Below are 26,417 nucleotides of genomic sequence, written 5' to 3'. Positions count from 1 at the left end.
GGTATTGGTTGTTTTGGCAGGCCTCAAAAGCCGAAGAACGCGCGTACGTTGTCGGCGCAGATACGTGTCTTGTCCTGTTCACTTAATGTCGGGTGTTCCAGCACACCGGCGCCGATTACCTGTTCCCCGAGCGGGAACGGCGAATCGGAACCGAGCATCACGCGGTCGGCGCCCATCACGTCCACCAGCAGACGCAAGGCACCGGGGGCGAATACCGCCGAGTCCACGAAGAAGCGCTTGACGTAACTGGACGGCAAGGCGGGGCAATCCTCGCGAACGATGTCGCGGTGGCGCCAGGCGTTGTCCACCCGGCCGAGCAGGAAGGCGAAGCTGCCGCCGCCATGGGCGAAGCAGATGCGCAAGGAGTGCGGCAGCCGTTCGAAGGCGCCGGACATGATCAGCGACAGGATGCCCAGCTGGGTTTCCGCCGGCATGGCCACCAGCCAGGGCAGCATCCACTTCTTCATGCGCTCGCGCCCCATCATGTCCCAGGGGTGCACCAGCAGCGGGATGTCTTCCACCGCGCAGTGGTGGAGGAACTCCACCAGTCCTGCCTCGTCCAGGTCGTGGTTGCCCACGTGGTTGCCGATCTGCACGCCGACATGCCCGTTGCGCATGGCGCGACTGGCCTCGCGGCAGGCCGCGTCGATGTCCTGCAGGGGCACCTGCGCCAGCACCTTGAGCCGGTCGGGGGCCAGCGCGGTCATCTCCAGCGCGCGGTCGTTCATCAGCTCTGCCCAGGGCAGGGCCCGCTCGATGGGCTGGTCGTAACCGAACATCACCGGGGTGGCGCACATGACCTGGATATCCAGGTCCTGCTCGTCCAGGTGCTCCAGACGGCGCAGCGGGTCCCAGAGCAGATCGTTCACCGGGCGAAACGGCTTGTCACCGAGCATGATGTGGCCATGCCGGCCCTCGGTCTGCAGCCAGGGTGCGCGCTCGGGGCTCAAGCGGGCGGCTTCGGCCTGGCTCACCCTGGGGAAGAAATGGGAGTGGATGTCGATCTTCATACGGGATGGAACTCGTTGAGGGTCTTGTGCCAGGTTTGCCAGTCGCGGCCGGGATGGATCTCGCCGCAGGCGCTGCAGCGGCGCTCCTCGGCGGAGGTCGCGTAGAACTGCTCGTAGACCGGCGGCAGATCGGTGACGATGCTCTGCAGCTGCATCTCGTAGCGCTTGACCAGCGTCCCGCAGCGGGCACAGGACCATTGCAGGGCATCCCTCTGCCCCGCCGGGCGCACGCGCTCCACCACCAGGCAGAGGCTGCCGGGCTCGGGGCGCTGCGGCGAATGGATGACGTGGGGGGCCATCAGGTAGATGTCGCCTTCCTTCAGGTCCACCCGCTCGTAGCGGCCGCGGTCCCAGATGTTCAGGTAGGCGTTGCCCTTGAACTGGTAGAAGAACTCCTCCACCGGATCGTCGTGAAAATCGGTGCGCTGATTGGGCCCACCGACCACGGTGACCATGAAGTCGCTGTTCTGCCAGATCTGCCGATTACCCACCGGCGGCTTGAGCAGGTGGGCGTTGTCGTCGAGCCAGCGGTTGAAATTGAGCGGGGGGCTGAAGTGGTATTTGTCCATTGTTCTTCTCTCAGCGGTTGGAGGGGGAATAGGCGACAGCCTTGATTTCGATCCGCAGGTGCGGGTGGGGCAATTGGTGAACGGCCACGGTGGTTCGCGTGGGGCCGGTCTCATCGAAGTACTCGGCGTACACCTCGTTGTAACCGCCGAAATCGTTCATATCGATCAGGAAGCTGCTGATCTCGACGACGTCGCCGAGGCTCGCGTTCTCACAGGCGAGAATGTCGCGAATGTTCTCGATGACCGCGCGGGTCTGGGCGCGAATGTCGAGCCTGGTGGTGCCCAGCTTGTCCACTTCCACGCCTGCGAAGCTGTTGTCGGGACGCCGCGAACTGGTACCGGAGACGAAGAGGAAGTCGCCGGCCCGCTTGATGTGCGGGAAGCGCCCGCGCGGTCTGGCCTTGCCGGCAACGACGGTGGAGCGGTTGTCACTCATGGTTCGATTCCTTGCAGGTGATGAAGCTGCTCTCACCCAAGCCCTGGATCTCGACGCAGAAGTGCGACCCCGGACGCAGCGGCACCGCCGCCGTGGCGGCGCCGGCCATGATCAGGCTGCCGGCAGGCAGCACGCATTCGCTGCCGTGCAGCAGGCGTGACGCCTGCACCAGGCTGCGCAGCGGGTGGCCGAGAATGGCGGCGGTGGAACCCGTCTGCAGCACCTGGCCGTCCTGGCGCAGGATCACGCCGGCATTGGCCAGGCCGGACCAGTCGCGCGACCAGGGGCCGAGGGTGAGGCCGGAGGACGAGCAGTTGTCGGCGACCACGTCCTCCAGGCTGAACTTGAACGCCTGGTAGCGCGAGTCGATGATCTCCAGGGCGGGAGCGACCGCCTCCAGATAGTCGGCGGCCTCCAGCAGGCTCAGCGGGCGATCGATGTCGCGCCGGGTGAGAAAGCAGACCTCGGGTTCGACGCGGGGATGGATGTAGCGCGACAGATCCACCAGGCCGCCGTCTTCCTCGAGCATGGCGTCGGTGAGCCAGCCCCAGATCAGGCTGTCCACGCCCATCTGGATCATCTTGGCGCGGCTGGTGAAGCCCAGCTTGATGCCGATGCTGCGCTCGCCATCCTCGTAGCGGCGCTGCATCGACGCGCGCTGGATCTGGTAGGCCTCCTCCAGCAGAAACGGACGCTCGGTGCTGAACTGCGGCAACGCCTCGGCGCGACGGGCGGCCTGATCCAGCGCTGCGGCGATGCGGACGATATCGGTACTCATGGACGGTTCTCCGGTTGCAGGGCCAGCAGGTCGAGGGCGACGTCGACGATCATGTCTTCCTGGCCGCCGACCATGCGCCGCCGGCCCAGCTCGACGAGGATGTCCAGGGTCTTCAACCCGTACTTCTGCGCCGCCGCCTCGGCATGGCGCAGGAAACTCGAATAGACCCCGGCATAACCCAGGCCCAGGGTCTCGCGGTCGACCCGTACCGGTCGGTCTTGCAACGGTCGCACCAGGTCGTCGGCGGCATCCATCAGCCGGTACAGATCGGTACCGTGGTTCCAGCCCAGGCGTTCGGCGGCGGCGATGAACACCTCCAGCGGCGCGTTACCGGCACCTGCGCCCATGCCGGCGAGGCTGGCGTCGATGCGCTCGCAACCCTCCTCCACCGCGACGATGGAGTTGGCCACGCCGAGGCTAAGGTTGTGGTGGGCATGCATGCCCAGTTGAGTTTCCGGATTGAGCACGGCCTTGAAGGCGCGCATGCGTTGGCGAACGTCGTGCATGCTCATCGCCCCGCCGGAGTCGGCCATGTAGATGCACTGGGCGCCGTAGCCCTCCATCAGCTTGGCCTGGCGGGCCAGCTCCTCGGCCGGGAGCATGTGGCTCATCATCAGAAAGCCGACGGTGTCCATGCCGAGTTCGCGGGCGTACTCGATGTGCTGTTTCGACACATCCGCCTCGCTGCAGTGAGTGGCCACCCGCACGCTGCGGGCACCGGCGCCATAGGCGGCCTTGAGGTCATGCACGCTGCCGATGCCCGGCAGCAGCAGCACGGTCAGGCGGGCGTGCTCGATGACATCGGCCGCCGCCTCGATCCATTCCAGGTCGCTGTGGGCGCCAAAGCCGTAGTTGAACGAGGAGCCCTGCAGGCCGTCGCCATGGGTCACTTCGATGGAATCGACGCGCGCCAGGTCCAGCGCGCGGGCAATGGCCTGGACCTGCGCCAGCGAATACTGGTGGCGAATGGCATGGCTGCCATCGCGCAGGGTCACGTCGGAGATGTAGAGCTTCTTGCTCGGGTCGCATGTCATGGGGCGTCTCCTCAGCCTTGGTTCATCGCCTGGGCCATGCGCTCGGCGGTGGCCAGCGCGGCGGAGGTCATGATGTCGAGGTTGCCGGCGTAGGCCGGCAGGTAGTGGGCGGCGCCTTCCACCTCGAGGAAGATCGAGGTCTTCAGCCCGGAGAAACGGCCATGGCCGGGAATGTGCAGCGGCGCATCAGCGGGGATCAGGTCGAACTGCACCCGCTGTTTCAGGCGATAACCCGGCACGTAGGCCTGCACGGCGGCGGTCATTTCCTCGATGCTGGCCTCGACCCTGGCCTGGTCGGCGGCCTCGCTGAGCACGAACACGGTGTCGCGCATCATCAGCGGCGGTTCGGCCGGGTTCATGATGATGATGGCCTTGCCCCTGGCCGCGCCGCCGATCACCTCGATGGCCTTGCTGGTGGTCTCGGTGAACTCGTCGATATTGGCGCGGGTGCCCGGGCCGGCGGACTTGCTGGCGATGGAAGCGATGATCTCGGCGTAATGGACCCTGGCCACCCGCGACACCGCGGCGACCATGGGGATGGTGGCCTGGCCGCCGCAGGTGACCATGTTGACGTTGCGCTGGGCGAGGTTCTGCTCCAGGTTGACCACCGGCACGCAGTAGGGGCCGATGGCCGCCGGGGTCAGGTCGATCAGGCGGATGCCTGGCTTGATGCCGCGCAGGAAGGCGTCGTTCTTCACGTGGGCGCCGGCCGAGGTGGCGTCGAAGACGAAGTCGATCTGGTCGAAGATCGGCAGTCGGCTCAGGCCCTCCACACCCTCGTGGCTAACGGCTACGCCCAGGCGTGTGGCACGGGCCAGGCCGTCGGACGCCGGGTCGATGCCGACCATGGCGCCCATTTCCAGATGCTGCGCGTTGCGCATCACCTTGATCATCAGGTCGGTGCCGATATTGCCGGAGCCGACGATGGCGACCTTGCGTTTGCGCGTCATGGGCGTGCCTCCTGCGCGGCGAAGGCGGCACTGACGCTGCCCAGGCCCTGGATATGGGCGGTGAACACGTCCCCCGGCCGGGCCGAGACCATCGGCCCCAGCGCGCCGGTGAGGAGGATGTCGCCGGCGCGCAGCGGCTCGCCCAGGCGCGCCATGGTGTCGGCCAGCCAGAGCGCGGCGTTCAGCGGGTTGTCCAGGCAGGCCGCGCCGGCCCCCGTGGACACCGGTTCGCCGCGCAGGCTCAGGCTCATGCCGCACCCCACCAGGTCCAGCTGTTCCAGCTTCACCGGACGACTGCCGAGGACGAAGAGGCCGGCCGAGGCGTTGTCGGCGATGGTGTCCACCAGGCGGATGTCCCAGTTGGCGATGCGGCTGCCCACCACTTCGATGGCCGGCAGGGCGAAAGCGATGGCGCGCAGCAGATCCGCCAGGGTGTGACGCTCGTGGGGCAGATCCTGCTCCAGCACCAGGGCGATCTCCGCCTCCACCTTCGGCTGGGCGCAGTCGTCCCAGGCGATGGGCTGGCCATCGCCCCGTGCCAGGTCGGCGAAGAGCACGCCGAAGTCCGGCTGCTCCACGCCGAGCTGCTGCTGCACGCTGCGAGCGGTCAGGCCGATCTTGCGCCCGACCGGGCGACGCCCCTGACTCTGGGCGATCTGGGCGTTATGGCGCTGCACCGCGTAGGCCAGGCTCACGGGATCGCTAGCCGGTTCGTCAGCCAGTGCTTCGGCGATCAGACCACGGATCGGCGCGCAGGCAAGGCCGCCTCGCTCCGCCTGGCGCAGCCGATCGGCTGCCTGGATAAGGGCTTGATGCATGACGGAGGCCTCCTCAGGCGTTGACGCAGACGGTGGTGGTCTCGGAGTAGAAATCCAGCGAATGCCGCCCCCCTCGCGCCCCAGGCCCGACAGGCGCGCGCCGCCGAAGGGCGTGCGCAGATCGCGCAGGAACCAGGTGTTGACCCACACCATGCCGACGCGGATGCGCCGGGAGATGCGATGGGCGCGCCCCAGATCGCGGGTCCACAGGGCCGCGGCGAGGCCGTAGGCGCAATCGTTGACCCGCCGCAGCACCTCCTCGTCGCTGTCGAACGGGGCGATATGGCACACCGGGCCGAAGACCTCCTCGCGCATGCAGCGGGCGTCGTCGCCAAGGCCGGTCCAGATGGTCGGCTGCACGAAGGCACCGTCGTCGCGCGCATCGCCGAATACCGGCACGCCCCCGCCGGTGACCAGGGTGGCGCCCTCGGCGCACGCCAGTTCGAAGTAGCCCAGCACCTTGTCGCGGTGCTTGCGCGAGATCAGCGAGCCCATGGCGACGCCCTCCTCGTGCGGATAGCCGATCTTCAACCGCTCGGCGCCGGCCTTCAGCGCGGCGACGAACCTGTCGAAGATCGGCCGCTCCACATAGACCCGCTCAGAACACAGGCAGACCTGCCCGGCATTGGTGAAGCTGGAGCGCAGCACGCCCGCCACCGCGGCGTCGAAGTCGCAGTCGGCGAAGACCACCGCGGCATTCTTGCCGCCGAGCTCGAAGGACACCTCGCGCACGCCTTCGGCGGCGGCCTTCATGATGGTGGAGCCGGTGCGGGACTCGCCGGTGAAGGTGATGGCGTCCACGTCCGGATGGCGGGTGAGGAATTCCCCCGCCGAAGCCGGCCCGAAACCATGCACCAGGTTGAACACGCCGGCCGGCACACCGACCTCGTGCATCACCTCGGCAAGCAGCGTGGCACTCGAAGGCGTGTCCTCCGAGGGCTTGACCACCACGCAATTGCCACAGGCCAGGGCCGGCGCCACCTTCCAGGTCAGCAGCAGCAGCGGCAGGTTCCACGGCGAGATGATCGCCACCACCCCGTGCGGCTTGCGCACCGTGTAGCTGAACACGTCGCTGCCGTCGCCGGCGCGCATCTCGTAGTACTCGCCACCGGACTGGCGGATCAGCCCGGCGAAGGTGCGGAAGTTGTGCACGCCGCGCGCGACATCCAGGCTGCGCGCCTGCTGCACGGGGCGCCCGGTGTCGGCCACCTCGGCGGCCACGAAGTCTTCGAAACGCCGTTCGATGGCATCGGCGATGCGCTCCAGCAGGTCGGCGCGCTGAGCCGCGCACCACCCGCCCCAGGGACCGGACTGCGCGTCGACCGCGGCCGTCACCGCGGCGTCGACCTCCGCCGCACCGGCTTCGCAAACCTGACCCAGGACGCGACCATCGACCGGCGAGACATTGTCGAAGGTCCGACTGCTGGCGACGAACGATCCGGCGATGTAGTGGCGGAGCAAGGGATGGGACACGGCGACCTCCGTTGTAGGCTGTTTTCGCCGAGTCTAGGAGTGCGCCCCATAAGTGAATAATCAAAAGACCTGCCGCAGGTATAGCTGCCAGGAATACTCATTGCGGCGCCGACGGACCAGCTCGGTGCGCGCCAGGCTGCCGTGCTCCAGATCGAGCCAGGAGTTCGCCATCATCGGGCGCGACCCCCGCGGCATGCGCCGTTCAGCGTGCCAGTCCCGCCCGAGGCATCCGGCACTGATGCGCAGGATCTGTTTGGCAGCGATCAGCGCCGCGGCGCCCAGCAGGCCTCAGAGACCATGCCGGCGAAAGGTGGCGGCATAGCTGCCGTCGTCGCGCATGGCCTGGATCGTCCGGTCGAAGCGCCTGGCGATCTCGCGGTGTTCGGGGTGGCTGCGGCGCACCAGGATATGCAGGCCGTTCTCGCTCAACGGCAGCGGCAGAAACTCCAGCTCGTCGCGCATGGCGCGCAGCTCGCGACCGAGGTGATAGCGCGCCACCAGCTCGTCCTCCAGGGTCAGCTGCACGCGCCCGGCGTGCAGCATGCGCGCGGCGGTGGCGAAACCGCCGACGCCGACCTTGCGCAGCCGCTCGTCACCGTCGAACTCGGCGGAATAGGCGTAGCCACGCACCACGGCGATGCTGTGCGGATACAGACCGGCCAGGCTGTCGAAGCGGATGCCGGCGCCCTTGCGCTGCAGAAAGCGGATGCGGTTGACCAGATAGGGCTGCGAGTAGTGGCCGAACTCGGCGCGTTCGGGGCTGTACCAGGCGTTGATCAGCACGTCGTAGTCGCCGCGCTTGAGCCCCAGCACCGCCCGCTGCCAGGGCACCTCGACGTAGCTGGTGCGGTAGCCGGCGCGCTGCAGCGCCTGCTCCACCAGCTCGCTGGCCAGGCCGTTGCCGGGCAGGCGGCGGTCGTTGAACGGCGGCCAGGGGTCCGCCACCAGGCGCAACGATTCGCCCGCCGCCAGAGCCGGCGACAGCAGCAAGAGCAACAGCCAGGCGCGCACTGCGGGCATCGGCGGCGATCCGTGGGGAATGATCAATGCTAGTGATAGCAGGCGCGAAAGCCCTCGTCACTGTCTCATTTTTGATACAGGTGCTGGCCAGGGCGGCCGTCCATCCGCCCTGCCGCGCCAGGATCGGCGGGCCAGAGCGGCTTCGGGTAAGATGCGCGGGTTTTCGCGCAGCCTCCGTCTGTGCGCTCGAATCGCTGGGGAACTCTCGTGTTGCACACTGAGGTAGTGATAGTCGGTGCCGGCGCCGCCGGCCTGATGTGCGCCGCCAACGCCGCCGCGCGCGGCCGCCGCGTGCTGGTGCTGGACCATGCCAACAAGGCCGGCAAGAAGATCCTCATGTCCGGCGGCGGGCGCTGCAATTTCACCAACCTGTACTGCGAGCCGGGCAACTTCCTCTCGGAAAATCCGCACTTCTGCAAGTCCGCCCTGGCGCGCTACAGCCAGTGGGACTTCATCGGCCTGGTGGCCAAGCACGGCGTGCCCTATCACGAGAAGAAGCTCGGCCAGCTGTTCTGCGACCACAAGGCCAATGCCATCCTCGATCTGCTGCTGGCCGAGTGCGCCGAGGCCGGCGCCGAGATCCGCCTGAACACCGCGGTGCAGAGCATCGCCAAGACCGACGGCGGCTTCCTGCTGCACAGCGACCTCGGCGCGATCGCCTGCCAGTCGCTGGTGATCGCCAGCGGCGGGCTGTCCATCCCCACCCTCGGCGCCACGGGGTTCGGTTACCAGGTGGCCCGCCAGTTCGGCCACCAGGTGCTGCCGACCCGCGCCGGCCTGGTGCCCTTCACCATCACCGACCCGCAGCTCAAGACGCTGTGCACGGAGCTGTCCGGCACTTCGGTGGAGGACTGCCTGGTGAGCTGCAACGGGCAGAGCTTCAAGGAGAACATCCTGTTCACCCACCGCGGCCTGTCCGGCCCGGCGATCCTGCAGATTTCCTCCTACTGGCAGCCGGGCGACACCCTGCACATCGACCTGCTGCCGCATATCGACCTGCCCGAGTGGCTGGCGACCCAGCAGCGCGAACGCGGCGCCAGCGAGCTGAAGACCCTGCTGGCCGAGCTGTTCACCAAGAAGATGGCGACCCTGTTGGTGGACAGCTGGTTCGCCAACAAGCCGCTGAAGCAGTACAGCCCGGGCGAGCTGAAGGCGATTGCCGAGCGCCTGTCCGACTGGCAGCTGGTGCCGGCCGGCACCGAGGGCTACCGCACCGCCGAGGTCACCCTGGGCGGCGTCGACACCCGCGAGGTGTCGTCCAAGACCCTGGAATCGCTCAAGGTGCCGGGGCTGTACTTCATCGGCGAGGTGCTCGACGTCACCGGCCACCTCGGCGGCTTCAACTTCCAGTGGGCCTGGGCCTCGGGCTACGCCGCCGCGCAGTACGTCTGAGGCATCCGCCAACGCGGTTTGCCGCCCTAGGGTGCGCCCTGCGCACCAATGCCCCAACGAGCGGGGAACCGCCGCGGCGGTATGGACTCTGCTACAACAAGCACCTGCGCCCCTCGCACAAGGACAGTCCGCCCCATGACCCTCGACCAAGGCCTGATCTTCGCCATTCTCGTCGCCAGCATGGGGCTGTTCATCTGGGGCCGCTGGCGGCATGACGTGGTCGCCCTCGGCGCCCTGCTGGCCTGCGTGATCGCCGGTCTGGTGCCGGAGCGCGAGGCCTTCGTCGGTTTCGGCCACCCGGCGGTGATCACCGTGGCCTGCGTGCTGGTGCTCAGCTACGGCCTGCAGAGCAGCGGCGCGGTCAACCGCCTGGCCCAGCGCCTGCTGCCCGGCAACGCCGGGGTGCTGGCGTCGATCGCCGCACTGACCGGGCTCGGCGCCCTGCTCTCGGCCTTCATGAACAACGTCGGCGCCCTCGCCCTGCTGATGCCCATCGCCCTGCAGATCGCCGCGCGCCTGGAGCTGCCGCCCGGCCGGGTGCTGATGCCGCTGGCCTTCGGCACCATTCTCGGCGGCATGACCACGCTGATCGGCACGCCGCCCAACCTGATCGTCTCCAGCTTCCGCGCGCAGCACGGCGCCGGCCCCTTCGCCATGTTCGACTTCAGCCCGGTGGGCGTGGCGGTGGCGCTGGCCGGCGTGCTGTTCATCACCCTGCTCGGCTGGCGCCTGGTGCCCAGGCGCGAAGTGGGCAACGCCGCCAGTTTCGACACCGGCCGCTACCTCACCGAGGCGCGCGTCAAGGACGGCGGCAAGGCCCAGGGCAAGACCCTGCGCGAGATCGAGCAACTGCTCGACGAGGCCGACGCCCAGGTGGTGGCCATGGTGCGCAACAAGCTGCGCCTGAGCGCGCCCAACCCGCGCCGCGTGCTGCAGGCCGACGACGTGCTGGTGATCGAGGCCGAGCCCGAGGAGCTGGGCGAGGTGCTGGGCCAGCTGGACCTGCTGCTGGAAGCCGAGCGCGAGGCCAAGGAGGCCGAGCAGCAGCGCCAGGAGGATGGTGCCGAGCCGGAGAAAAAGGAGAGCAACGGCGAGGAGCGCGCGCTGCAGGAACTGCTGGTCAAGCCCGATTCGCAACTGATCGGCCGTTCCGCCAGCAGCACCCGCCTGCGCAGCCGCTACGGCATCAACCTGCTGGCCATCTCGCGGCAGAGCCACCGCTCGATCAAGCGCCTGCGCTCGACCCTGATCCAGAGCGGCGACGTGCTGCTGATGCAGGGCGGCGCCGAGGACATCGGCGAATTCGCCAACGACTACGGCTGCGTGCCGCTGGCCGCGCGCGCCATCGTGATTCCCGACCCGCGCCAGGCCAACCTGGGCCTGGGGGTGATGCTGCTGGCCATCGCCACGGCCGCCTTCGGCCTGCTCTCGGCGGCGGTGGCCTTCTCCGCCGGGGTGCTGGCCTACATGCTGCTGCGCCTGATCCCGCTGCGCGCGGTGTACGAGGCCGTCGACTGGCCGGTGATCGTGCTGCTCGGCGCACTGATCCCGGTGGCCGGCGCCATGTCGGAAACTGGCGCCGCCGACCTGCTGGCGCGCCTGCTGATGGAGCACCTGGCGCAGGGCAACGCCATCGTCACCCTGACCCTGCTGCTGGTGGTGACCATGACCCTGTCGGATTTCATGAACAACGCCGCCACCGCCGCGGTGATGTGCCCCATCGCCCTCAGCGCCGCCAGCCAGCTCGAGGTCAGCCCGGATTCGCTGCTGATGGCGGTGGCCATCGGCGCCTCCTGCTCCTTCCTCACCCCCATCGGCCACCAGAACAACACCCTGATCCTCAGCCCCGGCGGCTTCCGCTTCGGCGACTACTGGCGCCTCGGCCTGCCCCTGGAGATTCTCGTGGTGCTGGTCAGCGTGCCGCTGCTGTTGTGGGTCTGGCCGCTGTAGGCGCTTGTGCAAAGGGCGATCATGAAGCCGGGGTAACGCCCAGTACCACGTCGAAGCGCGCCACCTGCTCGTCGACCCGCCCGGTCACCGGCACGAAGGGCACGATCAGCAGCTCGCGCAGCTGCGGGTCGCGAATCGCGTTGAGCAGGCCGTCGCGGCGGTTGCCCGGCTCGCCGCGGATATAGCACTGGGTGGCGAAGCGCGGCAGCCCCGGCAGGGTCACCGCCAGGTGGATATGCGGGGTGCGCCCGGGATAGGCCACCGGGCGAATGGTGCGAAAGCGATAGCGGCCGTCGGCGCCGGTGGTGAAGCGGCCGTAGCCCTGGAAGCCGGGGTCGCGGCGCTGGCGGTCGCCGCCGCGACTGTGCAGGTAGATGCCGTTGGCATCGACCTGCCAGATTTCCACCAGCGCGCCCGCCAGCGGCTGGCCGCGGCCATCGAGGATCAGCCCGTGCAGCTGCACGCGGATGCCGCGCGCCGGCTCGGCCTGGCCCTCGACCTGCACCAGATCGTTGTCGCGATCCAGCGGCAGCTGGTCGGGGTAGAAGGGCCCGAGGGTCTGCGCCGGTGTCAGCAGACGCTCGGCCAGCACCAGCGCCGGGCTGGCCAGCAGGGCGCCGCCGGCGGCGGCGAACAGCAGATGGCGACGGCTGGACATGGTTTTTTCCTCTGCGCAGGGTTCGTGTTCGACGCCACTGTCATATCCGCCGCCCGCGACGCCGCCCATCCAATGCGACGGCAGGTCTATGCCGGGGCGGCCTGGTGCGCACGGCCTAGGCGGCTCCGCGACACCCTACGGCAGATGCTCCAGCACCCCGGCCGCCGACTGGAACGGCAGGCCGTGGGCCTCGGCGACGCTGCCGCAGGTGATCACGCCCTTGGCCACGTTGAGCCCGTTGAGCAGGTGCGGGTCTTCCTCCAGGGCGCGCCGCGTGCCCTTCTCGGCGAGGGCGACGACGAACGGCAGGGTGGCGTTGTTCAGCGCCAGGGTCGAGGTGCGCGCCACCGCGCCGGGCATGTTGGCCACGCAGTAGTGCACCACCTCGTCGACCACATAGGTGGGCTCGGCGTGGGTGGTGGCGCGCGAGGTCTCGGCGCAGCCGCCCTGGTCGATGGCCACGTCCACCAGCACCGCGCCGGGGCGCATGTGCCGCACCATCTCGGCGCTGATCAGTTTGGGCGCGGCGGCACCAGGGATCAGCACGCCACCGATCACCAGGTCGGCGGCCAGCACCTGCTCGCGCAGCGCGGCGCGGGTCGAGTAGAGCGTGGTGATGCGGTTGCCGTACAGCGCATCGAGCCGACGCAGGGCGTCGACGCTCTTGTCCAGCACCGTGACGTCGGCGCCCAGGCCCACCGCCATGGCCAGCGCATGGCTGCCGACCACGCCGCCGCCGAGTATCACCACCTTGCCCGGGGCCACCCCCGGCACCCCGCCGAGCAGCACGCCGCGGCCGCCGCGGGCCTTCTCCAGGCAACTGGCGCCGGCCTGGATCGACATGCGCCCGGCCACCTCGGACATCGGCGCCAGCAGCGGCAGGCGCCCCTGGCCGTCGGTCACCGTCTCGTAGGCGATGCAGGTGGCGCCGCCGGCCATCAGCTCGTCGGTCTGCGGCCGGTCCGGGGCCAGGTGCAGGTAGGTGAACAGGGTGTGGTGCGGGCGCAGCTTGGCCCGCTCCACCGCCAGCGGCTCCTTGACCTTGACGATCAGCCGCGCCTCCTGGAACACCTCGCCGGCGCCCTGGGCGATCTGCGCGCCGGCCTGGCGGTAGTCGTCGTCGGAGAAGCCGATGGCGGCGCCGGCCTGGGTCTCGACCCAGACCTCGTGGCCCAGCGCGGCGAGCTCGGCCACCGATTGCGGGGTGAGGCCGACGCGGTACTCGTGGTTCTTGATTTCCTTGGGCACACCGATGCGCATAGCGACCTCCGCTGGAAGGACCCGTTGCCTTCTCGAAGTCTAGAAAAGACCTGGCAGTCGGCCATCTGTTTTCGCCAGGTTTTTCAGGGAATAGTCCCGCGCCAGGCGGCTATTTCTTCACCTCGGCGATGCCCTGCAGCAGCTCCACCGGCAGCGGGAAGACGATGGTCGAGCTCTTGTCGCCGGCGATATTGCTCAGCGTCTGCATGTAGCGCAGCTGCATGGCGCCAGGCTGGCGACCGAGCATCTCGGCGGCCTGCATGAGCTTTTCCGAGGCCTGCAGCTCGCCCTCGGCGTGGATCACCTTGGCCCGCCGTTCGCGCTCGGCCTCGGCCTGCTTGGCGATGGCGCGCACCATGGACTCGTCGAGGTCGACGTGCTTGATCTCGACGTTGGCCACCTTGATGCCCCAGGCGTCGGTCTGCGCATCGAGCACCTGCTGGATGTCGACGTTGAGCCGCTCGCGCTCGGCGAGCATCTCGTCCAGCTCGTGCTTGCCGAGCACCGCGCGCAGGGTGGTCTGCGCCAGCTGGCTGGTGGCGATGTGGTAGTCCTCGACCTGGATGATCGCCTTCTGCGCGTCGAGCACGCGGAAGTAGACCACCGCGTTGACCTTGACCGAGACGTTGTCGCGGGAGATCACGTCCTGGGTCGGCACGTCCAGCACTATGGTGCGCAGGTCCACCCGCACCATCTGCTGCAAGCCGGGGATGACCAGGATCAGGCCCGGGCCCTTGACCCGCCAGAAGCGGCCGAGCTGGAACACCACGCCGCGCTCGTACTCGCGCAGGATGCGAAAGGCCGAGGCGAGCAAGGCCAGGACGATGATCGTCAGCGAGAGAAAACTCAGTTCGAAACCCATCAGTGACCTCCTTGGGGCGGCGGTTCATCCACCGCGCTGACCTGCAGTTGCACGCCCTGGCGCGCCGTCACCCGCACCCGCTGTCCTGGCCGCAGCGGTTCGCTGCCCTGCACCTGCCAGCGCTCGCCCTGCAGCGCCACCCAGCCGCTGCAAGGATCCTCGGCCTGCACCGCGGCGACCGCCACCAGGCTGCCGACCAGGCCGCTGTCGCCGGCCACCTGCTGGCGCCGCCTGGCCTTTAGCGCCATGCCGAGGATGGCCAGGATCAGCCCGGCGCTGACCAGCGCCAGGGTGACGATCAGCGCCAGCGGGATGCCGAAGCCCGGCACGTCGGTATCGATCAGGATCAGTGCGCCGAAGACGAAGGCCACCACGCCGCCGATGCCGAGCACGCCGAAGCTGGGCAGGAAGGCCTCGGCGGCGATGAAGGCGATGCCGAGCAGGATCAGCGCCACCCCGGCGTAGTTCACCGGCAGCAGCTGCAGGGCGTAGAGGGCGAGGATCAAGCTGATGCCGCCGAGCACGCCGCCGACGCCGCTGCCGGGGTTGGAGAACTCGAAGAACAGGCCGTAGACGCCGATCATCATCAAAATCAGCGCCACGCTGGGGTTGGTGATCACCGCCAGCAGGCGGGTGCGCCAGTCCGGCGCATGGCTGATCAGGGGCGCGCCGGCGGTGGCCAGGGTCTGGTCGACGCCGCCGGCCTGCAGGGTCTTGCCGTCGAGCTGGCGCAGCAGGTCGGCCAGGTCCGTGGCCAGGTAGTCGATCACCTTCTGCGCCAGCGCCTCCTCGGCGGCCAGGCTGACCGCCTCGCGCACCGCGCGCTCGGCCCATTCGGCGTTGCGCCCGCGCATCGTCGCCAGGCCGCGGATATAGGCGGCGGCGTCGTTGACCTGCTTGGCGGTCATGGCATCGCCGGGGCTCTTGTCCGCCTCGCCGTCCTTGCCCTTGCCCTCGTCTTTGCTCTCGCCCGGCGGTTTGCTCGGCGTGCCGGGCATGCCGATGGCCACCGGGGTGGCCGCGCCGAGGTTGGTGCCCGGCGCCATGGCGGCGACGTGGCTGGCGTAGAGGATATAGGTACCGGCGCTGGCTGCCCGCGCGCCGCCGGGGGCGACGTAGCTGGCCACCGGAATCGGGCTGGCGAGGATCGCCTTGATGATCGCGCGCATAGAGGTGTCCAAGCCGCCGGGGGTGTCGATCTGGATCAGCACCAGCTGCGCGCCCTCGTCCACCGCCTTGGCCAGGCCGCGCACCAGGTAGTCGGCGCTGGCCGGGCCGATCACCCCGTCCACCTGCAGTTGCACCACCGCACCCGGCGCCGCACTCGCACCCAGCGAGCCGCCGAGAATCAGGGCGCACAGGCACAGACGCAGCCACGCAGCAAACACCTTCGCCTCCCGGGAGTCGCGCGGATGCCGGTCAGCTGGCGGCGCTCCCTCACTGAGCATAGTCCATGGCCCCGGCGCCCCCGACGCGTCGCGGATGGATACCCAGCGACCGGCCAGTTCCGGTAGGCTGCTCGCATCTTTCCCGACCAGGCCGCCCATGCCCCGTCCCCGCCTTCGCCAATCGCTGCGCCGCCTGTGGGCGCTGGACAAGTTCAGCGCCAGCCTGCGGGTATTCATCGCCCTGGCCGGAGCTTTGGCGCTGTGCTGGTGGCAGGGCTGGATGCACGCCCTGATCCCGCTGTTTCTCGGCATCATCGCCAGCGCCCTGACCGAGACCGACGACAGCTGGCAGGGCCGCCTGGGCACCGTGCTGGTCACCCTGGCCTGCTTCAGCGCCGCGGCCTACGCGGTCGAGTGGCTGTTCCCCTACCCCTGGCTGTTCGTCGTCGCCCTGGCGCTGTCGGCCTTCTGCCTGACCATGCTCGGCGCCCTCGGCGAACGCTTCGCCACCCTCGGCTCGGGCACCCTGATCCTCGCCGTGTACAGCATGATCGGCGTCGAGCAGCGCGGCGGCGTCGCCGGCCTGTGGCTGGAGCCGCTGCTGCTGGTGGCCGGCGCCGCCTGGTACGGCCTGCTGTCGGTGATCTGGCACGCGCTGTTCGCCCAGCAGCCGCTGCAGCACAGCCTCGCCCGGCTGTTCCGCGAGCTGGGCCGCTACCTCAAGCTCAAGGCAGCGCTGTTCGAGCCGCTGCGCCAGCTCGACGTCGAGGCGCGGCGCCTGGAGCTGGCCAAGCAGAACGGCCGGGTGGTGTCGGCGCTCAACGCGGCCAAGGAGATCATCCTCCACCGGGTCGGCGACGGCCGTCCGGGGCCCAAGGTCAGCCGCTACCTCAAGCTGTATTTCCTCGCCCAGGACATTCACGAGCGCGCCAGTTCCTCGCACTACCCCTACAACGAGCTGGCCGAGGCCTTCTTCCACAGCGACGTGCTGTTTCGCTGCCAGCGCCTGCTGCGCCTGCACGGCGAGGCCTGCCAGCGCCTGGGCAGCGCCATCGAGCTGCGCCAACCGTTCGAGTACCGCGAGCTGTGCAGCCAGGCCCTGGAGGACCTGCACGCCTCGCTCGATCACCTGCACCTGCAGAGCAATCCGGCCTGGCGCCGCCTGCTGCGCTCGCTCGGCGCCCTGGCCGGCAACCTGGCCAGCCTCGACCAGCTGCTGAGCAACGCCAGCAACCCCGACGCCCTGGCCGAGGAACAGGACAGCAGCCTGCTCGACCGCGAACCGCACTCCTTGAGGGAGGTGGCCGAACGTATCGGCCAGCAGCTGACGCCCACCTCGCTGCTGTTTCGTCACGCCCTGCGCCTGTCCGTCGCCCTGGCCGCCGGCTATGGCCTGCTGCACCTGATCCACCCGACCCAGGGCTACTGGATCCTGCTCACCACCCTGTTCGTCTGCCAGCCGAACTACGGCGCCACCCGCCTCAAGCTGGTGCAGCGCATCGCCGGCACCCTGCTCGGCCTGGGGCTCGGCTGGGCGCTGATCGACCTGTTCCCCGACCCGCGTATCCAGGCGCTGTTCGCCGTGGTCGCCGGGGTGGCCTTCTTCGCCACCCGCAGCACGCGCTACGCCCTGGCCACCGCGGCGATCACATTGCTGGTGCTGTTCTGCTTCAACCAGATCGGCGACGGCTACGGCCTGTTCCTGCCGCGCCTGATCGACACCCTGCTCGGCGGCCTGATCGCCGGCCTGGCGGTGTTCCTGATCCTGCCGGACTGGCAGGGCCGGCGCCTGGGGCGCATGCTCGCCGGCACCCTGAGCTGCAACAGCGCCTACCTGCGCCAGATCATCGCCCAGTACGCCCACGGCAAGCGCGACGACCTCGGCTACCGCCTGGCCCGGCGCAACGCGCACAACGCCGACGCGGCGCTGTCCACCACCCTCGGCAACATGCTGATGGAGCCGGGGCACTTCCGCAAAGACGCGGACCTGGGCTTTCGCTTCCTGGTGCTCTCGCACACCCTGCTCAGCTACCTCTCCGCACTCGGCGCGCACCGCGGCGAACAGCTGCCGCAGGCGGCCCAGGCGCGCCTGCTGGAGCAGGCCGAGGCCATCGCGCAAAGCCTCGACGAGATCGCCGCCGGCCTGCGCGGCGAACGCCCGCTGGCGATCCACAGCGACGCCGAACAGGCGCTGGCGCAGGAACTGGAGCAGATCGCCGAGGACGCCGACGAACGCCAGCGCCTGGTGCAGACCCAGCTGGCGTTGATCTGCCGCCAGCTGGCGCCGCTGCGCACCTTGGGCGCCCATCTGCGCCAGGACAAGGGTTAGCCGGACATGGACAAGAACCTCCTGCAAGAACAGGTGCTGGCGCAGCTGCAGGCCGACCTGCAGCAGGCCCAGCACGCCGCGCAGACCGCCCACGAGGCGGCCACCCACGAAGAGAACGTGGCCGAGAACAAGTACGACACCCTCGGCCTGGAGGCCGCCTACCTGGCCAGCGGCCAGGCGCGCCGGGTGGAAGAGCTGCGCCAGACCCTGATCACCTGGCGCCAGCTGCGCCCGCGGCCGTTCGACGCGGCGCAGGGCATCGCCCTCGGCGCGCTGGTGCTGCTGGTCGACGCGCAGGAGCGCGAACGCTGGCTGTTTCTCGGCCCGCAGGGGGCGAGCATGAAGCTGCAGCAGCAGGGCCTGGAGATCCAGGTGCTGGGCAGCGCCGCGCCGCTGGGTCGCGCCCTGCTCGGCAAGGGCCCGGGCGACGAGGTGCGTCTGGCGGCAGCCGGCGGCGTGCAGTCGTTCGAGGTACTGGCGGTCGAGTGAGCGGGGGCTATCTGGGCTAGGGTTGCTAGACGAGCCGACACCCGCCAGAGGAAACCGCCATGGAAAACCCGATCCACGACCTGCCCGCGCTGTTCAAGCAACTCGGCCTGGCCAACGATGCGGCCAGCATCGAGACCTTTATCCGGACCCACGCGCCGCTGCCGGCCGAGCGCAAGCTGGCCGACGCCGCGTTCTGGAGCCCGGCGCAGGCGGCCTTCCTGCGCGAGGAAATCCTCGAAGACGCCGACTGGGCCGAGGTGGTCGACCAGCTCAATGTGCTGCTGCGCGGCTGAAGCGGATTGCCAGGCCCCGTTGCCCCGGATGGCATCCGGGCTACGCCGAAGACGCGTTGCCGCGTAGGTTGGGCTGAGCAGCCCGCGACGAAGCCCAACGGCTGCGGCGGAGCGCCGGCCGCGGCGCTCGCCGGGCAGGGTGCTGCAGATCGTCGGGCGGAGTGCTGCGCACTACCCGTTGGGCTTCGCTGCGCCCAGCACCAACCTACCCCCCGGACCGCTCATCTCAGGCCAGGTCAGGTAGATCCGTAGGTTGGGCTGAGGAGCCCGCGACGAAGCCCAACGGCGGCGGCGGGTCGTCGGCCGCGGCGCGCGCCGGGCGGCGTGCTGCGCACGCCCCGTTGGGCTTCGCTGCGCTCGGCGCCAACCTACGCCCCCGAACCGCTCATCTCGCGCCAGGTCAGGTACAGGCGCAGGTCGAACTCGATCTGCGCGTAGCCCGGCAGCATGTAGTCGCACAGCTTGTAGAAGGCCTTGTTGTGCTCGGCCTCCTTCAGGTGCGCCAGCTCGTGCACCACGATCATCTGCAGGAACAGCGGCGCGGCGTCGCGAAACAGCGCGGCGACACGGATCTCCTTCTTCGCCTTGAGCCGGCCGCCCTGCACCCGCGAGATCGCCGTGTGCAGGCCCAGGGCGCGGTGGGTCAGATCGAGGCGGTTGTCGTAGAGCACCTTGTCGATGGCCGGGGCGTTCTTCAGGTGCTCCTGCTTGAGCTCCATCACGTAGCCGTACAGCGCCTTGTCGCTCTGCACCTGGTGGCGGCCGGGGTAGCGCTGGGCCAGGTAGTCGCCCAGACGGTCGTCGGCGATCAGCTGGCGCACCTGCTGCTGGACGGCGGCGGGGTAGCCCTGGAGGTATTTCAACGGCGAGGTCCTGCGCGGCAAAGGGGCATCAGTGTAACCCGCCTCACTCGCTCGGCAGCACCCGCAGCAGCCGGCCGTCGGCATTGTCGGTGAGCAGGTAGAGCGCGCCGTCGGGGCCGACGCGCATGTCGCGGATGCGCTCGCCGAGCTCCTCGAACAGGCTCTCTTCGCCGGCCAGCATGCCGTCGTGCAGGCGGATGCGGCGCACGCTGCGCTCGACCAGGGTGGCGGCGAACAGGTCGCCCTGCCATTCCGGGAACAGCGCGCCGCGGTACTGGGTCAGGCTCGACGGCGCCACCGAGGGCGTCCAGTGCAGCAGCGGCGGGGTCAGCCCCGGCAGCTCGGTGTAGGGGCTGATGCGCGCGCCGGTGTAGTCGATGCCGAAGGTCACCAGCGGCCAGCCGTAGTTGCGCCCGGGCTCGATCAGGTTGAGCTCGTCGCCGCCGCGCGGGCCGTGTTCGTGGCTGTACAGGCGGCCGCTCTCGGCATCGAAGACGATGCCCTGCACGTTGCGGTGGCCGAGGCTGTAGATCTCCGCCGCGGCGCCGGCCTGCCCCACCAGCGGGTTGTCCTGCGGCACGCTGCCGTCGCGGTTCAGGCGCACGATCTTGCCCAGGTGGTTGGCCGGGTTCTGCGCCTGTTCGCGCCAGTCGAAACCGTCGCCCAGGGTCAGCACCAGGCTCTGGTCGGCGAGAAAGGCGATGCGCCCGCCGTAGTGGGCGGCACCGGCCTTGAGCGGCGCGGCGGTGAACAGTACCTCGAAGTCGTGCAGTTCGTCGTCCACCAGGCGGGCGCGGGCCAGGCGGGTGTTGTTGGCCTCCAGCGAGCCGTGCGCGTAGCTCAGGTAGAGCCAACGGTTATCGGCGTAGTCCGGGTCGAGCGCCACCTCCATGAGCCCGGCCTGGGCGGCGACGAAGATCTCCGGCAACCCCGCCACCGGCTGCGGATCGAGGCTGCCGTCGGCCTCGACGATACGCAGGCGGCCGACCCGCTCGGTCACCAGCAGGCGCCCGTCCGGCAGGAAGGCCAGCGACCAGGGATGCTCCAGGCCTTCGCCGAAGGTCTCGATGCGGTAGTCCTGAGCCAGCGCCGGGGCGCCGACGAGCAGGGCGCCGAGCAGCAGCGCGCGAAGGGGTCTCAACATGGGCTGGGCCTTGTCACGGGGAATCGGATGGGGTCGGTGACTTGCGGTAGCGCACGCGCCGACCGAGCAGGCCGAACAGCAGTGCACCGGCGCTGCCGCAGGCCATCAAGCCGAGGGTGCCGAGCGGGTCGCGGTCGGCGGCGATCAGCGTCGGCATCGGCGCCAGGGCATTGGCCAGGGCCAGCGCCAGCCAGATCGCCGCGGCGCCGGCGCCGACGAAGATCGCCCAGCGCAGCCGCGGCAGGCGCCGCGCGCTCCACTGCGCCAGCGGCAGAGCGAAGGCAAAGCCCAGGGCGGCGAGCAGGGCGAAGGTCGGGGCGAAGCCGAGCAGGTCGAGGCAGGTGGTGCCCAGGCGCACGTCCAATGGCATCGGCGCACCGAGCGCCTGCAGGGCGGCGAGGTTGGACTGGGTCTGGAAGATCGAAGCGAGCAGCGAGGCCAGTGCCACGGCGACAACGAAGGCGAACAACAGGCGCGGCGTGCTGGACATGGGCAGGGGGGTTCCCGGAACTACAGTGCAGGAATTATGGCGCAGCCCGCCGGCCGCCACGGCGCCGGTGTTTTACAGGGTTTTACCTGCGCCGCCCAGGCGCCGAGGCATCTCGCCGCGCGCGGAGGTCTGGAGCCGAGGCCGGCTCATGTCGACCATATATTGACGCCAATAGTACGACGAGCGGCTCTCAGCTATTCGCCGCGACTGCCGTTACAAAGCGTGCCGCCAGAGCATTCCGCCCTGCGGCACGGGCAGCCCTGCCCTCCTTCTAGTTCGCGTGTGTCACCCGCTGGAACGCCAAGTAAGCCGTTACTGACTCCTGGATGAGATGTGCCCTCGACTGAAGTTTCTGTTTTTTCAGGAGCATCGAGCATGATCGAACTCGCCATGTGGAATCTCAGCGTTCCAGTCGGCGTTCCCGCCACCACCATCGAAACCCCGGTGCTGGCCGGCGGCTATCAGGATCACTATTTCCAATCCAGGGACGGCGCCATCTTCTTCTGGGCCCCGGTCAACGGCACCACGACCGAGAGCGCGAGCTACCCGCGCAGCGAGCTGCGCGAAACCCATGCCGACGGCCGCCTGCGCAACTGGACCTATCCGGAGGCCGACAATTTCCTGCACGCCGGGCTGCGCGTCAGCCAGGTGCCGTCCACCGGCAAGATCGTCATCGGCCAGATCCACGCCTACAAGAGCTCGATGCCGCTGCTCAAGCTGGAGTACCAGTACAAGGCCTACGCCGCCAGCGGCAATATCGTCGCCAAGGTGCGCCTGGCGCCCGAGTCGGCGATCCAGACCGTGACCCTGGCCAGCGGCATCGCCCTGAACCAGCGCTTCACCTATGTCGTGCACCTGACGCCCAAGGGCACGCTGGGCATCAACGTCAACGGGGTCAAATGGAGTACCCGCCTCGACTCGAGCTGGGCGCCCAAGCCGCTGTACTTCAAGGCCGGGGTCTACACCCAGGACAACACCGGCTACGAAACCGAAGCCGGCGCGGCGCGCTTCGACAAGCTTGGCATCGAGCACCGACCGCTGCTCGGCACCGTGCAATAAGGCCCGCCGGAGCAGCAGGCGATAAAAAACGCCGCGACTCCGTGAGGAGCCGCGGCGTTTGCTTGGGCGAGCCGCGCAGGCGGTCGCGACGGCGTCAGTTGACCTTGGCGGCCAGCTCGCCACTGGCGTAACGCTGGTACATGCCTTCCAGGGAGATCGGCTTGATCTTGGAGGCGTTGCCGGCAGTGCCGAAGGCTTCGTAGCGGGCGATGCAGATGTCGCGCATGGCGACGATGGTCTTGGCGAAGAACTTGCGCGGGTCGAACTCGCTCGGGTGCTCGGCCATCATGCGACGGATGGCGCCGGTGGAAGCCAGGCGCAGGTCGGTGTCGATGTTGACCTTGCGCACGCCGTGCTTGATGCCCTCGACGATTTCCTCGACCGGCACGCCGTAGGTTTCCTTGATGTCGCCGCCGAACTCGTTGATCACCTTCAGCCACTCCTGCGGTACCGAGGAGGAGCCGTGCATCACCAGGTGGGTGTTGGGGATGCGCTTGTGGATTTCCTTGATGCGCTCGATCGACAGCACGTCGCCGGTCGGCGGCTTGGTGAACTTGTAGGCGCCGTGGCTGGTGCCGATGGCGATGGCCAGGGCATCGACCTGGGTGCGCTTGACGAAGTCGGCGGCCTCTTCCGGGTCGGTCAGCAGCTGGCTGTGATCGAGCACGCCTTCGGCGCCGACGCCGTCTTCCTCACCGGCCATGCCGGTTTCCAGGCTGCCCAGGCAGCCCAGCTCGCCTTCCACGGACACGCCGCAGGCGTGGGCGAAGGCCACGGTCTGCTGGGTCACGCGCACGTTGTAGTCGTAGTCGGCCGGGGTCTTGCCGTCTTCCTTCAGCGAGCCGTCCATCATCACCGAGGAAAAACCCAGCTGGATCGAGCGCTGGCACACGTCCGGGCTGGTGCCGTGGTCCTGGTGCATGCACACCGGGATGTGCGGGAATTCTTCGATGGCGGCGAGGATCAGGTGACGCAGGAAGGGCGCACCGGCGTACTTGCGGGCACCAGCGGAGGCCTGGACGATGACCGGCGAATCGGTCTTGTCGGCGGCTTCCATGATGGCGCGCATCTGCTCGAGGTTGTTGACGTTGAAGGCCGGCACGCCGTAGCCGAATTCGGCGGCGTGGTCGAGCATCTGGCGCATGCTGATAAGTGCCATGGTGTTCCTGTCTCCCGGTTTGGAGGTCGTTAATCGTGCAAGCCTGCCGCAGGGGCCGGCGTTGTTCAAGTTTCGCGGGACAGGGGGTCGTCCCCGGCTCCGCCCCCGGCTCTGCCGGGGCTAGTCATTTCCATGCCCCGGATTGTATCCGGGCTATACCTCAGGGCGCCTTGCAGCCGCGGCCGATCAGGTCGTCGGTCGCGGTCCAGTAGACCAGGCCTTCCTCGCCCTTGGTGTGGAAGGACAGCCGCCCGTCGCTGTACAAGGCGCCCGAGGCCGCCGGTTCCTGAGTCAGGCGGTAGACGATATCGTCGCCGCCCAGGCGCAGGTCGAGCTGATCGTAGCCGCCATCGGCGAAGCGCCACTGCAGCTCGGCCTGGCTGTCGCAGACCCAGCGGGTCCACTGATCCGGCGCCTGCGGCTGGCTGCTGCACCCCGCCAGTGCCACGGCCGCCAGCGCGACAAGAATCCTCGTATCCATTTATCGCTCCCTGTCAGCAGCGCTGCTCCGGCACCGTGCCGGAAGGGTCGCCACTGCTTTGCCCTTCGATGCGCCGATCGTCCTGGGTGGTCGGCAGGTCGATCTGCGCCGGGCTGAACACCTCGCAGGCCTGCTCCCGTCCACCGGCACAGCCGGCCAGGAAAATCCCGATGATGCCCAACGCGGCTAGCTTGACCATGGCGTGACTCCTTGTGCGCTTGTTCCAGTTGTAACAGACCGCCCGATCACGCCAGGGTTTAATTCGGTTTACTCCGCGCGCTGCTCCAGCACTTCCACGGCCGGCAGCACCTTGCCCTCGACGAATTCGAGGAAGGCACCGCCGCCGGTGGAGATGTAGGAGATCTGCTCGGCCACGCCGTACTTGTCGATGGCCGCCAGGGTGTCGCCGCCGCCGGCGATGGAGAACGCCGGGCTCTCGGCGATGGCCAGGGCCAGGGCCTTGGTGCCGTTGCCGAACTGGTCGAACTCGAACACGCCGACCGGGCCGTTCCACAGGATGGTCTGCGAGGCCTTGAGCATCTCGGCGAACATCGCCGCGGTCTGCGGGCCGATGTCGAGGATCATGTCGTCCTCCGCCACGTCCTTGACCGCCTTGACGGTGGCGGAGGCCGATTCGGCGAATTCCTTGGCCACCACCACGTCCACCGGCAGCGGCACGCTGACCTTGGCGGCGATGGCGCGGGCGGTGTCGACCAGGTCGGCCTCGTACAGCGACTTGCCCACCGGCAGGCCGGCGGCGGCGAGGAAGGTATTGGCGATGCCGCCGCCGACGATCAGCGAGTCGCAGATGTCGGCCAGGGAGTTGAGCACGTCGAGCTTGGTCGACACCTTGGAGCCGGCGACGATCGCCAGCATTGGGCGGGCCGGCTTGTCCAGGGCCTTGCCCAGGGCGTCCAGCTCGGCGGCCAGCAGGGGGCCGGCGCAGGCGACCTTGGCGAACTTGGCCACGCCGTGGGTCGAGCCCTGGGCGCGATGGGCGGTGCCGAAGGCGTCCATCACGAACACGTCGCACAGCGCCGCGTACTGCTGCGCCAGCTCGTCGCTGTTCTTCTTCTCGCCCTTGTTGAAGCGCACGTTCTCCAGCAGCACCAGCTCACCGGCCTTGACCTCGACACCGCCGAGGTAGTCCTTGACCAGCGGCACTTCGCGGCCGAGGGCCTGGCTCAGGTAGGCGGCGACCGGCGCCAGGCTGTCTTGCTCGCTGTACACGCCCTCTTCCGGCCGGCCCAGGTGCGAGCAGACCAGCACCGCCGCGCCCTTTTCCAGCGCCAGCTTGATGGTCGGCAGGGCGGCGAGGATGCGCGCATCGCTCTTGACCACGCCGTCCTTCACCGGGACGTTGAGGTCTTCGCGGATCAGCACGCGCTTACCGGCGAGGTCGAGGTCGGTCATCTTCAGAACGGTCATGGCATCAGTCCTTCACGGGGGCTGGTTGTACGGAGGAAGTGGATACAGCGAGAAAATGTTCGGCGACATCGAGCATGCGGTTGGCGAAGCCCCATTCGTTGTCGAACCAGGCCAGCAGGTTGACCAGGCGCGGGCCGGACACGCGGGTCTGGCTGCCGTCGACTATGGCCGAGTGCGGGTCGTGGTTGAAATCGCAGCTGGCGTGGGGCAGCTCGGTGTAGGCCAGCAGCCCCTTGAGCGGGCCACTTTCCGCCGCCTGACGCAGCACCCGGTTGATCTCGGAAGCACTGGTATCACGCGCGGTCTGCAGGGTGATGTCCAGGCAGGAGACGTTGACCGTCGGCACGCGGATGGCCTTGGCCTGGATACGCCCGCTCAGCTCCGGCAGCAAACGCTCGATGCCGCGCGCCAGGCCGGTGGACACCGGGATCACCGACTGGAAGGCCGAGCGCGTGCGGCGCAGGTCTTCGTGGTGGTAGGCGTCGATCACCGGCTGGTCGTTCATCGCCGAGTGGATAGTGGTGATGGAGACGTACTCCAGCCCCACCGCCTCGTTCAACAACTTGAGCAGCGGCACGCCGCAGTTGGTGGTGCAGGAGGCGTTGGATACCAGTCGCTCGGCGCCCGTCAGGCAGGCCTGGTTGACCCCGTAGACCACGGTGGCGTCGATATCGGCCTCGCCGGCCATGGGCTGGGAGAACAGCACCCGCGGCGCGCCGGCGTCGAGGAAGCGCTGGCCGTCGGCGCGGCTGTGGTAGGCGCCGGAGCACTCCAGCAGCAGGTCGATATCCAGCGCCGCCCAGTCGACGGCCTCGGGCTCGCTCTGGCGCAGCACCTTCACGCAGTCGCCGTTGATATGCAGGCAGTCGCCGTCGACCCTGACCTCGCCGGGAAACCGCCCGTGGGTGGAGTCGAAGCGGGTCAGGTACTCGATGCTGGCCTGATCGGCCAGGTCGTTCAGCGCGACTATCTCCAGGCCCGCCCCGGCGCCGCGCTCGTGCAGGGCGCGCAGCACGCAGCGGCCGATGCGGCCATAGCCATTGAGGGCGACGCGGTAGGGGCGATGGGACATGGCGATCTCGAA

General features: G+C 68.8%; 26 protein-coding genes and 1 pseudogene. 6 read left to right on the top strand and 21 right to left on the bottom strand.

The annotated features are described in order from the left end of the window. Positions 1-23: 23 nt before the first annotated feature. The 9 genes and pseudogenes from ACIGFL_RS00685 to ACIGFL_RS00645 all read right to left on the bottom strand — a co-directional run bounded on the left by ACIGFL_RS00685 (position 24) and on the right by ACIGFL_RS00645 (position 8,088). Positions 24-1,010: an amidohydrolase family protein gene (locus ACIGFL_RS00685; protein WP_397495794.1), complete on the bottom strand. Its 987-nt coding sequence runs from the start codon at positions 1,008-1,010 to the stop codon at positions 24-26. Continuing rightward, positions 1,007-1,579 carry a 3-hydroxyanthranilate 3,4-dioxygenase gene (locus ACIGFL_RS00680; protein WP_096827573.1) on the bottom strand — a complete coding sequence of 191 codons (573 nt, stop codon included), beginning with the start codon at positions 1,577-1,579 and terminating at the stop codon, positions 1,007-1,009. The genes ACIGFL_RS00685 and ACIGFL_RS00680 overlap by 4 nt, the downstream gene beginning before the upstream one ends. Positions 1,580-1,589: 10 nt before the next feature. Next, entirely contained in the window at positions 1,590-2,015 is a 426-nt protein-coding gene (locus ACIGFL_RS00675) for a RidA family protein (protein ID WP_397495793.1), read from the bottom strand. After that, the gene (locus ACIGFL_RS00670; protein WP_254348296.1) at positions 2,008-2,793 is read right to left on the bottom strand and encodes a 2-keto-4-pentenoate hydratase; all 786 of its coding nucleotides are present in this window, start codon (positions 2,791-2,793) and stop codon (positions 2,008-2,010) included. Before ACIGFL_RS00670 ends, ACIGFL_RS00675 begins: the two co-directional genes overlap by 8 nt. Continuing rightward, the gene (dmpG, locus tag ACIGFL_RS00665; protein ID WP_397495792.1) at positions 2,790-3,827 is read right to left on the bottom strand and encodes a 4-hydroxy-2-oxovalerate aldolase; all 1,038 of its coding nucleotides are present in this window, start codon (positions 3,825-3,827) and stop codon (positions 2,790-2,792) included. The genes ACIGFL_RS00670 and dmpG overlap by 4 nt, the downstream gene beginning before the upstream one ends. Positions 3,828-3,838: 11 nt before the next feature. Further along, a complete protein-coding gene (locus ACIGFL_RS00660; RefSeq protein ID WP_397495791.1) occupies positions 3,839-4,777 on the bottom strand; it encodes an acetaldehyde dehydrogenase (acetylating) in 939 nt (312 codons plus the stop codon). Then, positions 4,774-5,595 carry a fumarylacetoacetate hydrolase family protein gene (locus tag ACIGFL_RS00655; RefSeq protein WP_397495790.1) on the bottom strand — a complete coding sequence of 274 codons (822 nt, stop codon included), beginning with the start codon at positions 5,593-5,595 and terminating at the stop codon, positions 4,774-4,776. The genes ACIGFL_RS00660 and ACIGFL_RS00655 overlap by 4 nt, the downstream gene beginning before the upstream one ends. A gap of 13 nt (positions 5,596-5,608) precedes the next feature. Continuing rightward, a pseudogene (locus ACIGFL_RS00650) lies at positions 5,609-7,068 on the bottom strand (2-hydroxymuconic semialdehyde dehydrogenase). A 288-nt stretch (positions 7,069-7,356) separates the two neighbouring features. Further along, positions 7,357-8,088, bottom strand: coding sequence for a substrate-binding periplasmic protein (locus tag ACIGFL_RS00645; protein ID WP_397495789.1), 732 nt, complete (start codon positions 8,086-8,088; stop codon positions 7,357-7,359). Positions 8,089-8,295: 207 nt separating this feature from the next. Between ACIGFL_RS00645 and ACIGFL_RS00640 the strand changes: the two genes are divergently transcribed. Together ACIGFL_RS00640 and ACIGFL_RS00635 are read left to right on the top strand one after the other, a co-directional pair. Beyond that, positions 8,296-9,480, top strand: a complete 1,185-nt coding sequence (locus ACIGFL_RS00640) for an NAD(P)/FAD-dependent oxidoreductase (RefSeq protein WP_397495788.1) — start codon at positions 8,296-8,298, stop codon at positions 9,478-9,480. 135 nt (positions 9,481-9,615) lie between these two features. Then, a complete protein-coding gene (locus ACIGFL_RS00635) occupies positions 9,616-11,430 on the top strand; it encodes an SLC13 family permease (RefSeq protein WP_397495787.1) in 1,815 nt (604 codons plus the stop codon). A gap of 19 nt (positions 11,431-11,449) precedes the next feature. On the opposite strand, the gene ACIGFL_RS00630 is transcribed toward ACIGFL_RS00635, so the two are convergent. The 4 genes from ACIGFL_RS00630 to ACIGFL_RS00615 form a co-directional block, all read right to left on the bottom strand. Continuing rightward, positions 11,450-12,088 (bottom strand): intradiol ring-cleavage dioxygenase, encoded by a 639-nt coding sequence (locus tag ACIGFL_RS00630; RefSeq protein WP_397495786.1) that lies wholly within the window; start codon positions 12,086-12,088, stop codon positions 11,450-11,452. 135 nt (positions 12,089-12,223) lie between these two features. Next, the gene (ald, locus tag ACIGFL_RS00625) at positions 12,224-13,348 is read right to left on the bottom strand and encodes an alanine dehydrogenase (protein ID WP_397495785.1); all 1,125 of its coding nucleotides are present in this window, start codon (positions 13,346-13,348) and stop codon (positions 12,224-12,226) included. Between the two features lie 109 nt (positions 13,349-13,457). Next, positions 13,458-14,210, bottom strand: coding sequence for a slipin family protein (locus ACIGFL_RS00620; protein WP_122109370.1), 753 nt, complete (start codon positions 14,208-14,210; stop codon positions 13,458-13,460). Next, the gene (locus ACIGFL_RS00615; protein WP_397495784.1) at positions 14,210-15,658 is read right to left on the bottom strand and encodes a nodulation protein NfeD; all 1,449 of its coding nucleotides are present in this window, start codon (positions 15,656-15,658) and stop codon (positions 14,210-14,212) included. The genes ACIGFL_RS00620 and ACIGFL_RS00615 overlap by 1 nt, the downstream gene beginning before the upstream one ends. Positions 15,659-15,755: 97 nt before the next feature. On the opposite strand from ACIGFL_RS00615, the gene yccS reads away from it, so the two are divergent. From yccS to ACIGFL_RS00600, 3 genes are read left to right on the top strand one after another with little or no spacing between them, the layout of a single operon-like run. Then, positions 15,756-17,927, top strand: coding sequence for a YccS family putative transporter (yccS, locus tag ACIGFL_RS00610; RefSeq protein ID WP_397495783.1), 2,172 nt, complete (start codon positions 15,756-15,758; stop codon positions 17,925-17,927). 6 nt (positions 17,928-17,933) lie between these two features. Then, positions 17,934-18,416 (top strand): GreA/GreB family elongation factor, encoded by a 483-nt coding sequence (locus tag ACIGFL_RS00605; protein ID WP_397495782.1) that lies wholly within the window; start codon positions 17,934-17,936, stop codon positions 18,414-18,416. Between the two features lie 59 nt (positions 18,417-18,475). Then, complete coding sequence (locus tag ACIGFL_RS00600) at positions 18,476-18,709, top strand: DUF2789 domain-containing protein (protein ID WP_021446171.1); 234 nt, start codon at positions 18,476-18,478, stop codon at positions 18,707-18,709. A 368-nt stretch (positions 18,710-19,077) separates the two neighbouring features. Here ACIGFL_RS00600 and ACIGFL_RS00595 read toward each other — a convergent pair whose 3' ends face one another. Genes ACIGFL_RS00595 through ACIGFL_RS00585 form a run of 3 tightly spaced genes read right to left on the bottom strand, consistent with a single transcriptional unit; the run spans position 19,078 to position 21,206 of the window. Then, entirely contained in the window at positions 19,078-19,593 is a 516-nt protein-coding gene (locus ACIGFL_RS00595; protein WP_177342949.1) for a YgjP-like metallopeptidase domain-containing protein, read from the bottom strand. A 22-nt stretch (positions 19,594-19,615) separates the two neighbouring features. Then, positions 19,616-20,716: a PQQ-dependent sugar dehydrogenase gene (locus tag ACIGFL_RS00590; RefSeq protein WP_397495781.1), complete on the bottom strand. Its 1,101-nt coding sequence runs from the start codon at positions 20,714-20,716 to the stop codon at positions 19,616-19,618. A gap of 13 nt (positions 20,717-20,729) precedes the next feature. Continuing rightward, positions 20,730-21,206: a hypothetical protein gene (locus ACIGFL_RS00585; protein ID WP_397495780.1), complete on the bottom strand. Its 477-nt coding sequence runs from the start codon at positions 21,204-21,206 to the stop codon at positions 20,730-20,732. Between the two features lie 375 nt (positions 21,207-21,581). Here ACIGFL_RS00585 and ACIGFL_RS00580 point away from each other — a divergent pair, with 375 nt between their 5' ends. Further along, a complete protein-coding gene (locus tag ACIGFL_RS00580; RefSeq protein WP_397495779.1) occupies positions 21,582-22,265 on the top strand; it encodes a polysaccharide lyase family 7 protein in 684 nt (227 codons plus the stop codon). Positions 22,266-22,359: 94 nt separating this feature from the next. Here the strand turns inward: ACIGFL_RS00580 and fba are convergent, their stop codons facing one another. The 5 genes from fba to epd all read right to left on the bottom strand — a co-directional run bounded on the left by fba (position 22,360) and on the right by epd (position 26,405). Further along, the gene (gene fba / locus ACIGFL_RS00575) at positions 22,360-23,424 is read right to left on the bottom strand and encodes a class II fructose-bisphosphate aldolase (protein WP_021446166.1); all 1,065 of its coding nucleotides are present in this window, start codon (positions 23,422-23,424) and stop codon (positions 22,360-22,362) included. Between the two features lie 160 nt (positions 23,425-23,584). After that, positions 23,585-23,905, bottom strand: coding sequence for an MliC family protein (locus ACIGFL_RS00570; protein ID WP_397495778.1), 321 nt, complete (start codon positions 23,903-23,905; stop codon positions 23,585-23,587). 13 nt (positions 23,906-23,918) lie between these two features. Beyond that, entirely contained in the window at positions 23,919-24,104 is a 186-nt protein-coding gene (locus ACIGFL_RS00565) for a hypothetical protein (protein WP_397495777.1), read from the bottom strand. A 68-nt stretch (positions 24,105-24,172) separates the two neighbouring features. Continuing rightward, positions 24,173-25,333 carry a phosphoglycerate kinase gene (locus ACIGFL_RS00560; protein ID WP_397495776.1) on the bottom strand — a complete coding sequence of 387 codons (1,161 nt, stop codon included), beginning with the start codon at positions 25,331-25,333 and terminating at the stop codon, positions 24,173-24,175. Between the two features lie 4 nt (positions 25,334-25,337). After that, entirely contained in the window at positions 25,338-26,405 is a 1,068-nt protein-coding gene (epd, locus tag ACIGFL_RS00555) for an erythrose-4-phosphate dehydrogenase (protein WP_397495775.1), read from the bottom strand. Positions 26,406-26,417: the final 12 nt, after the last annotated feature.

Source organism: Pseudomonas sp. NPDC077649 (genome assembly GCF_044542855.1).
Classification (GTDB): Bacteria; Pseudomonadota; Gammaproteobacteria; order Pseudomonadales; family Pseudomonadaceae; genus Aquipseudomonas.
This window is presented reverse-complemented; position numbering and strand designations above follow the sequence as displayed.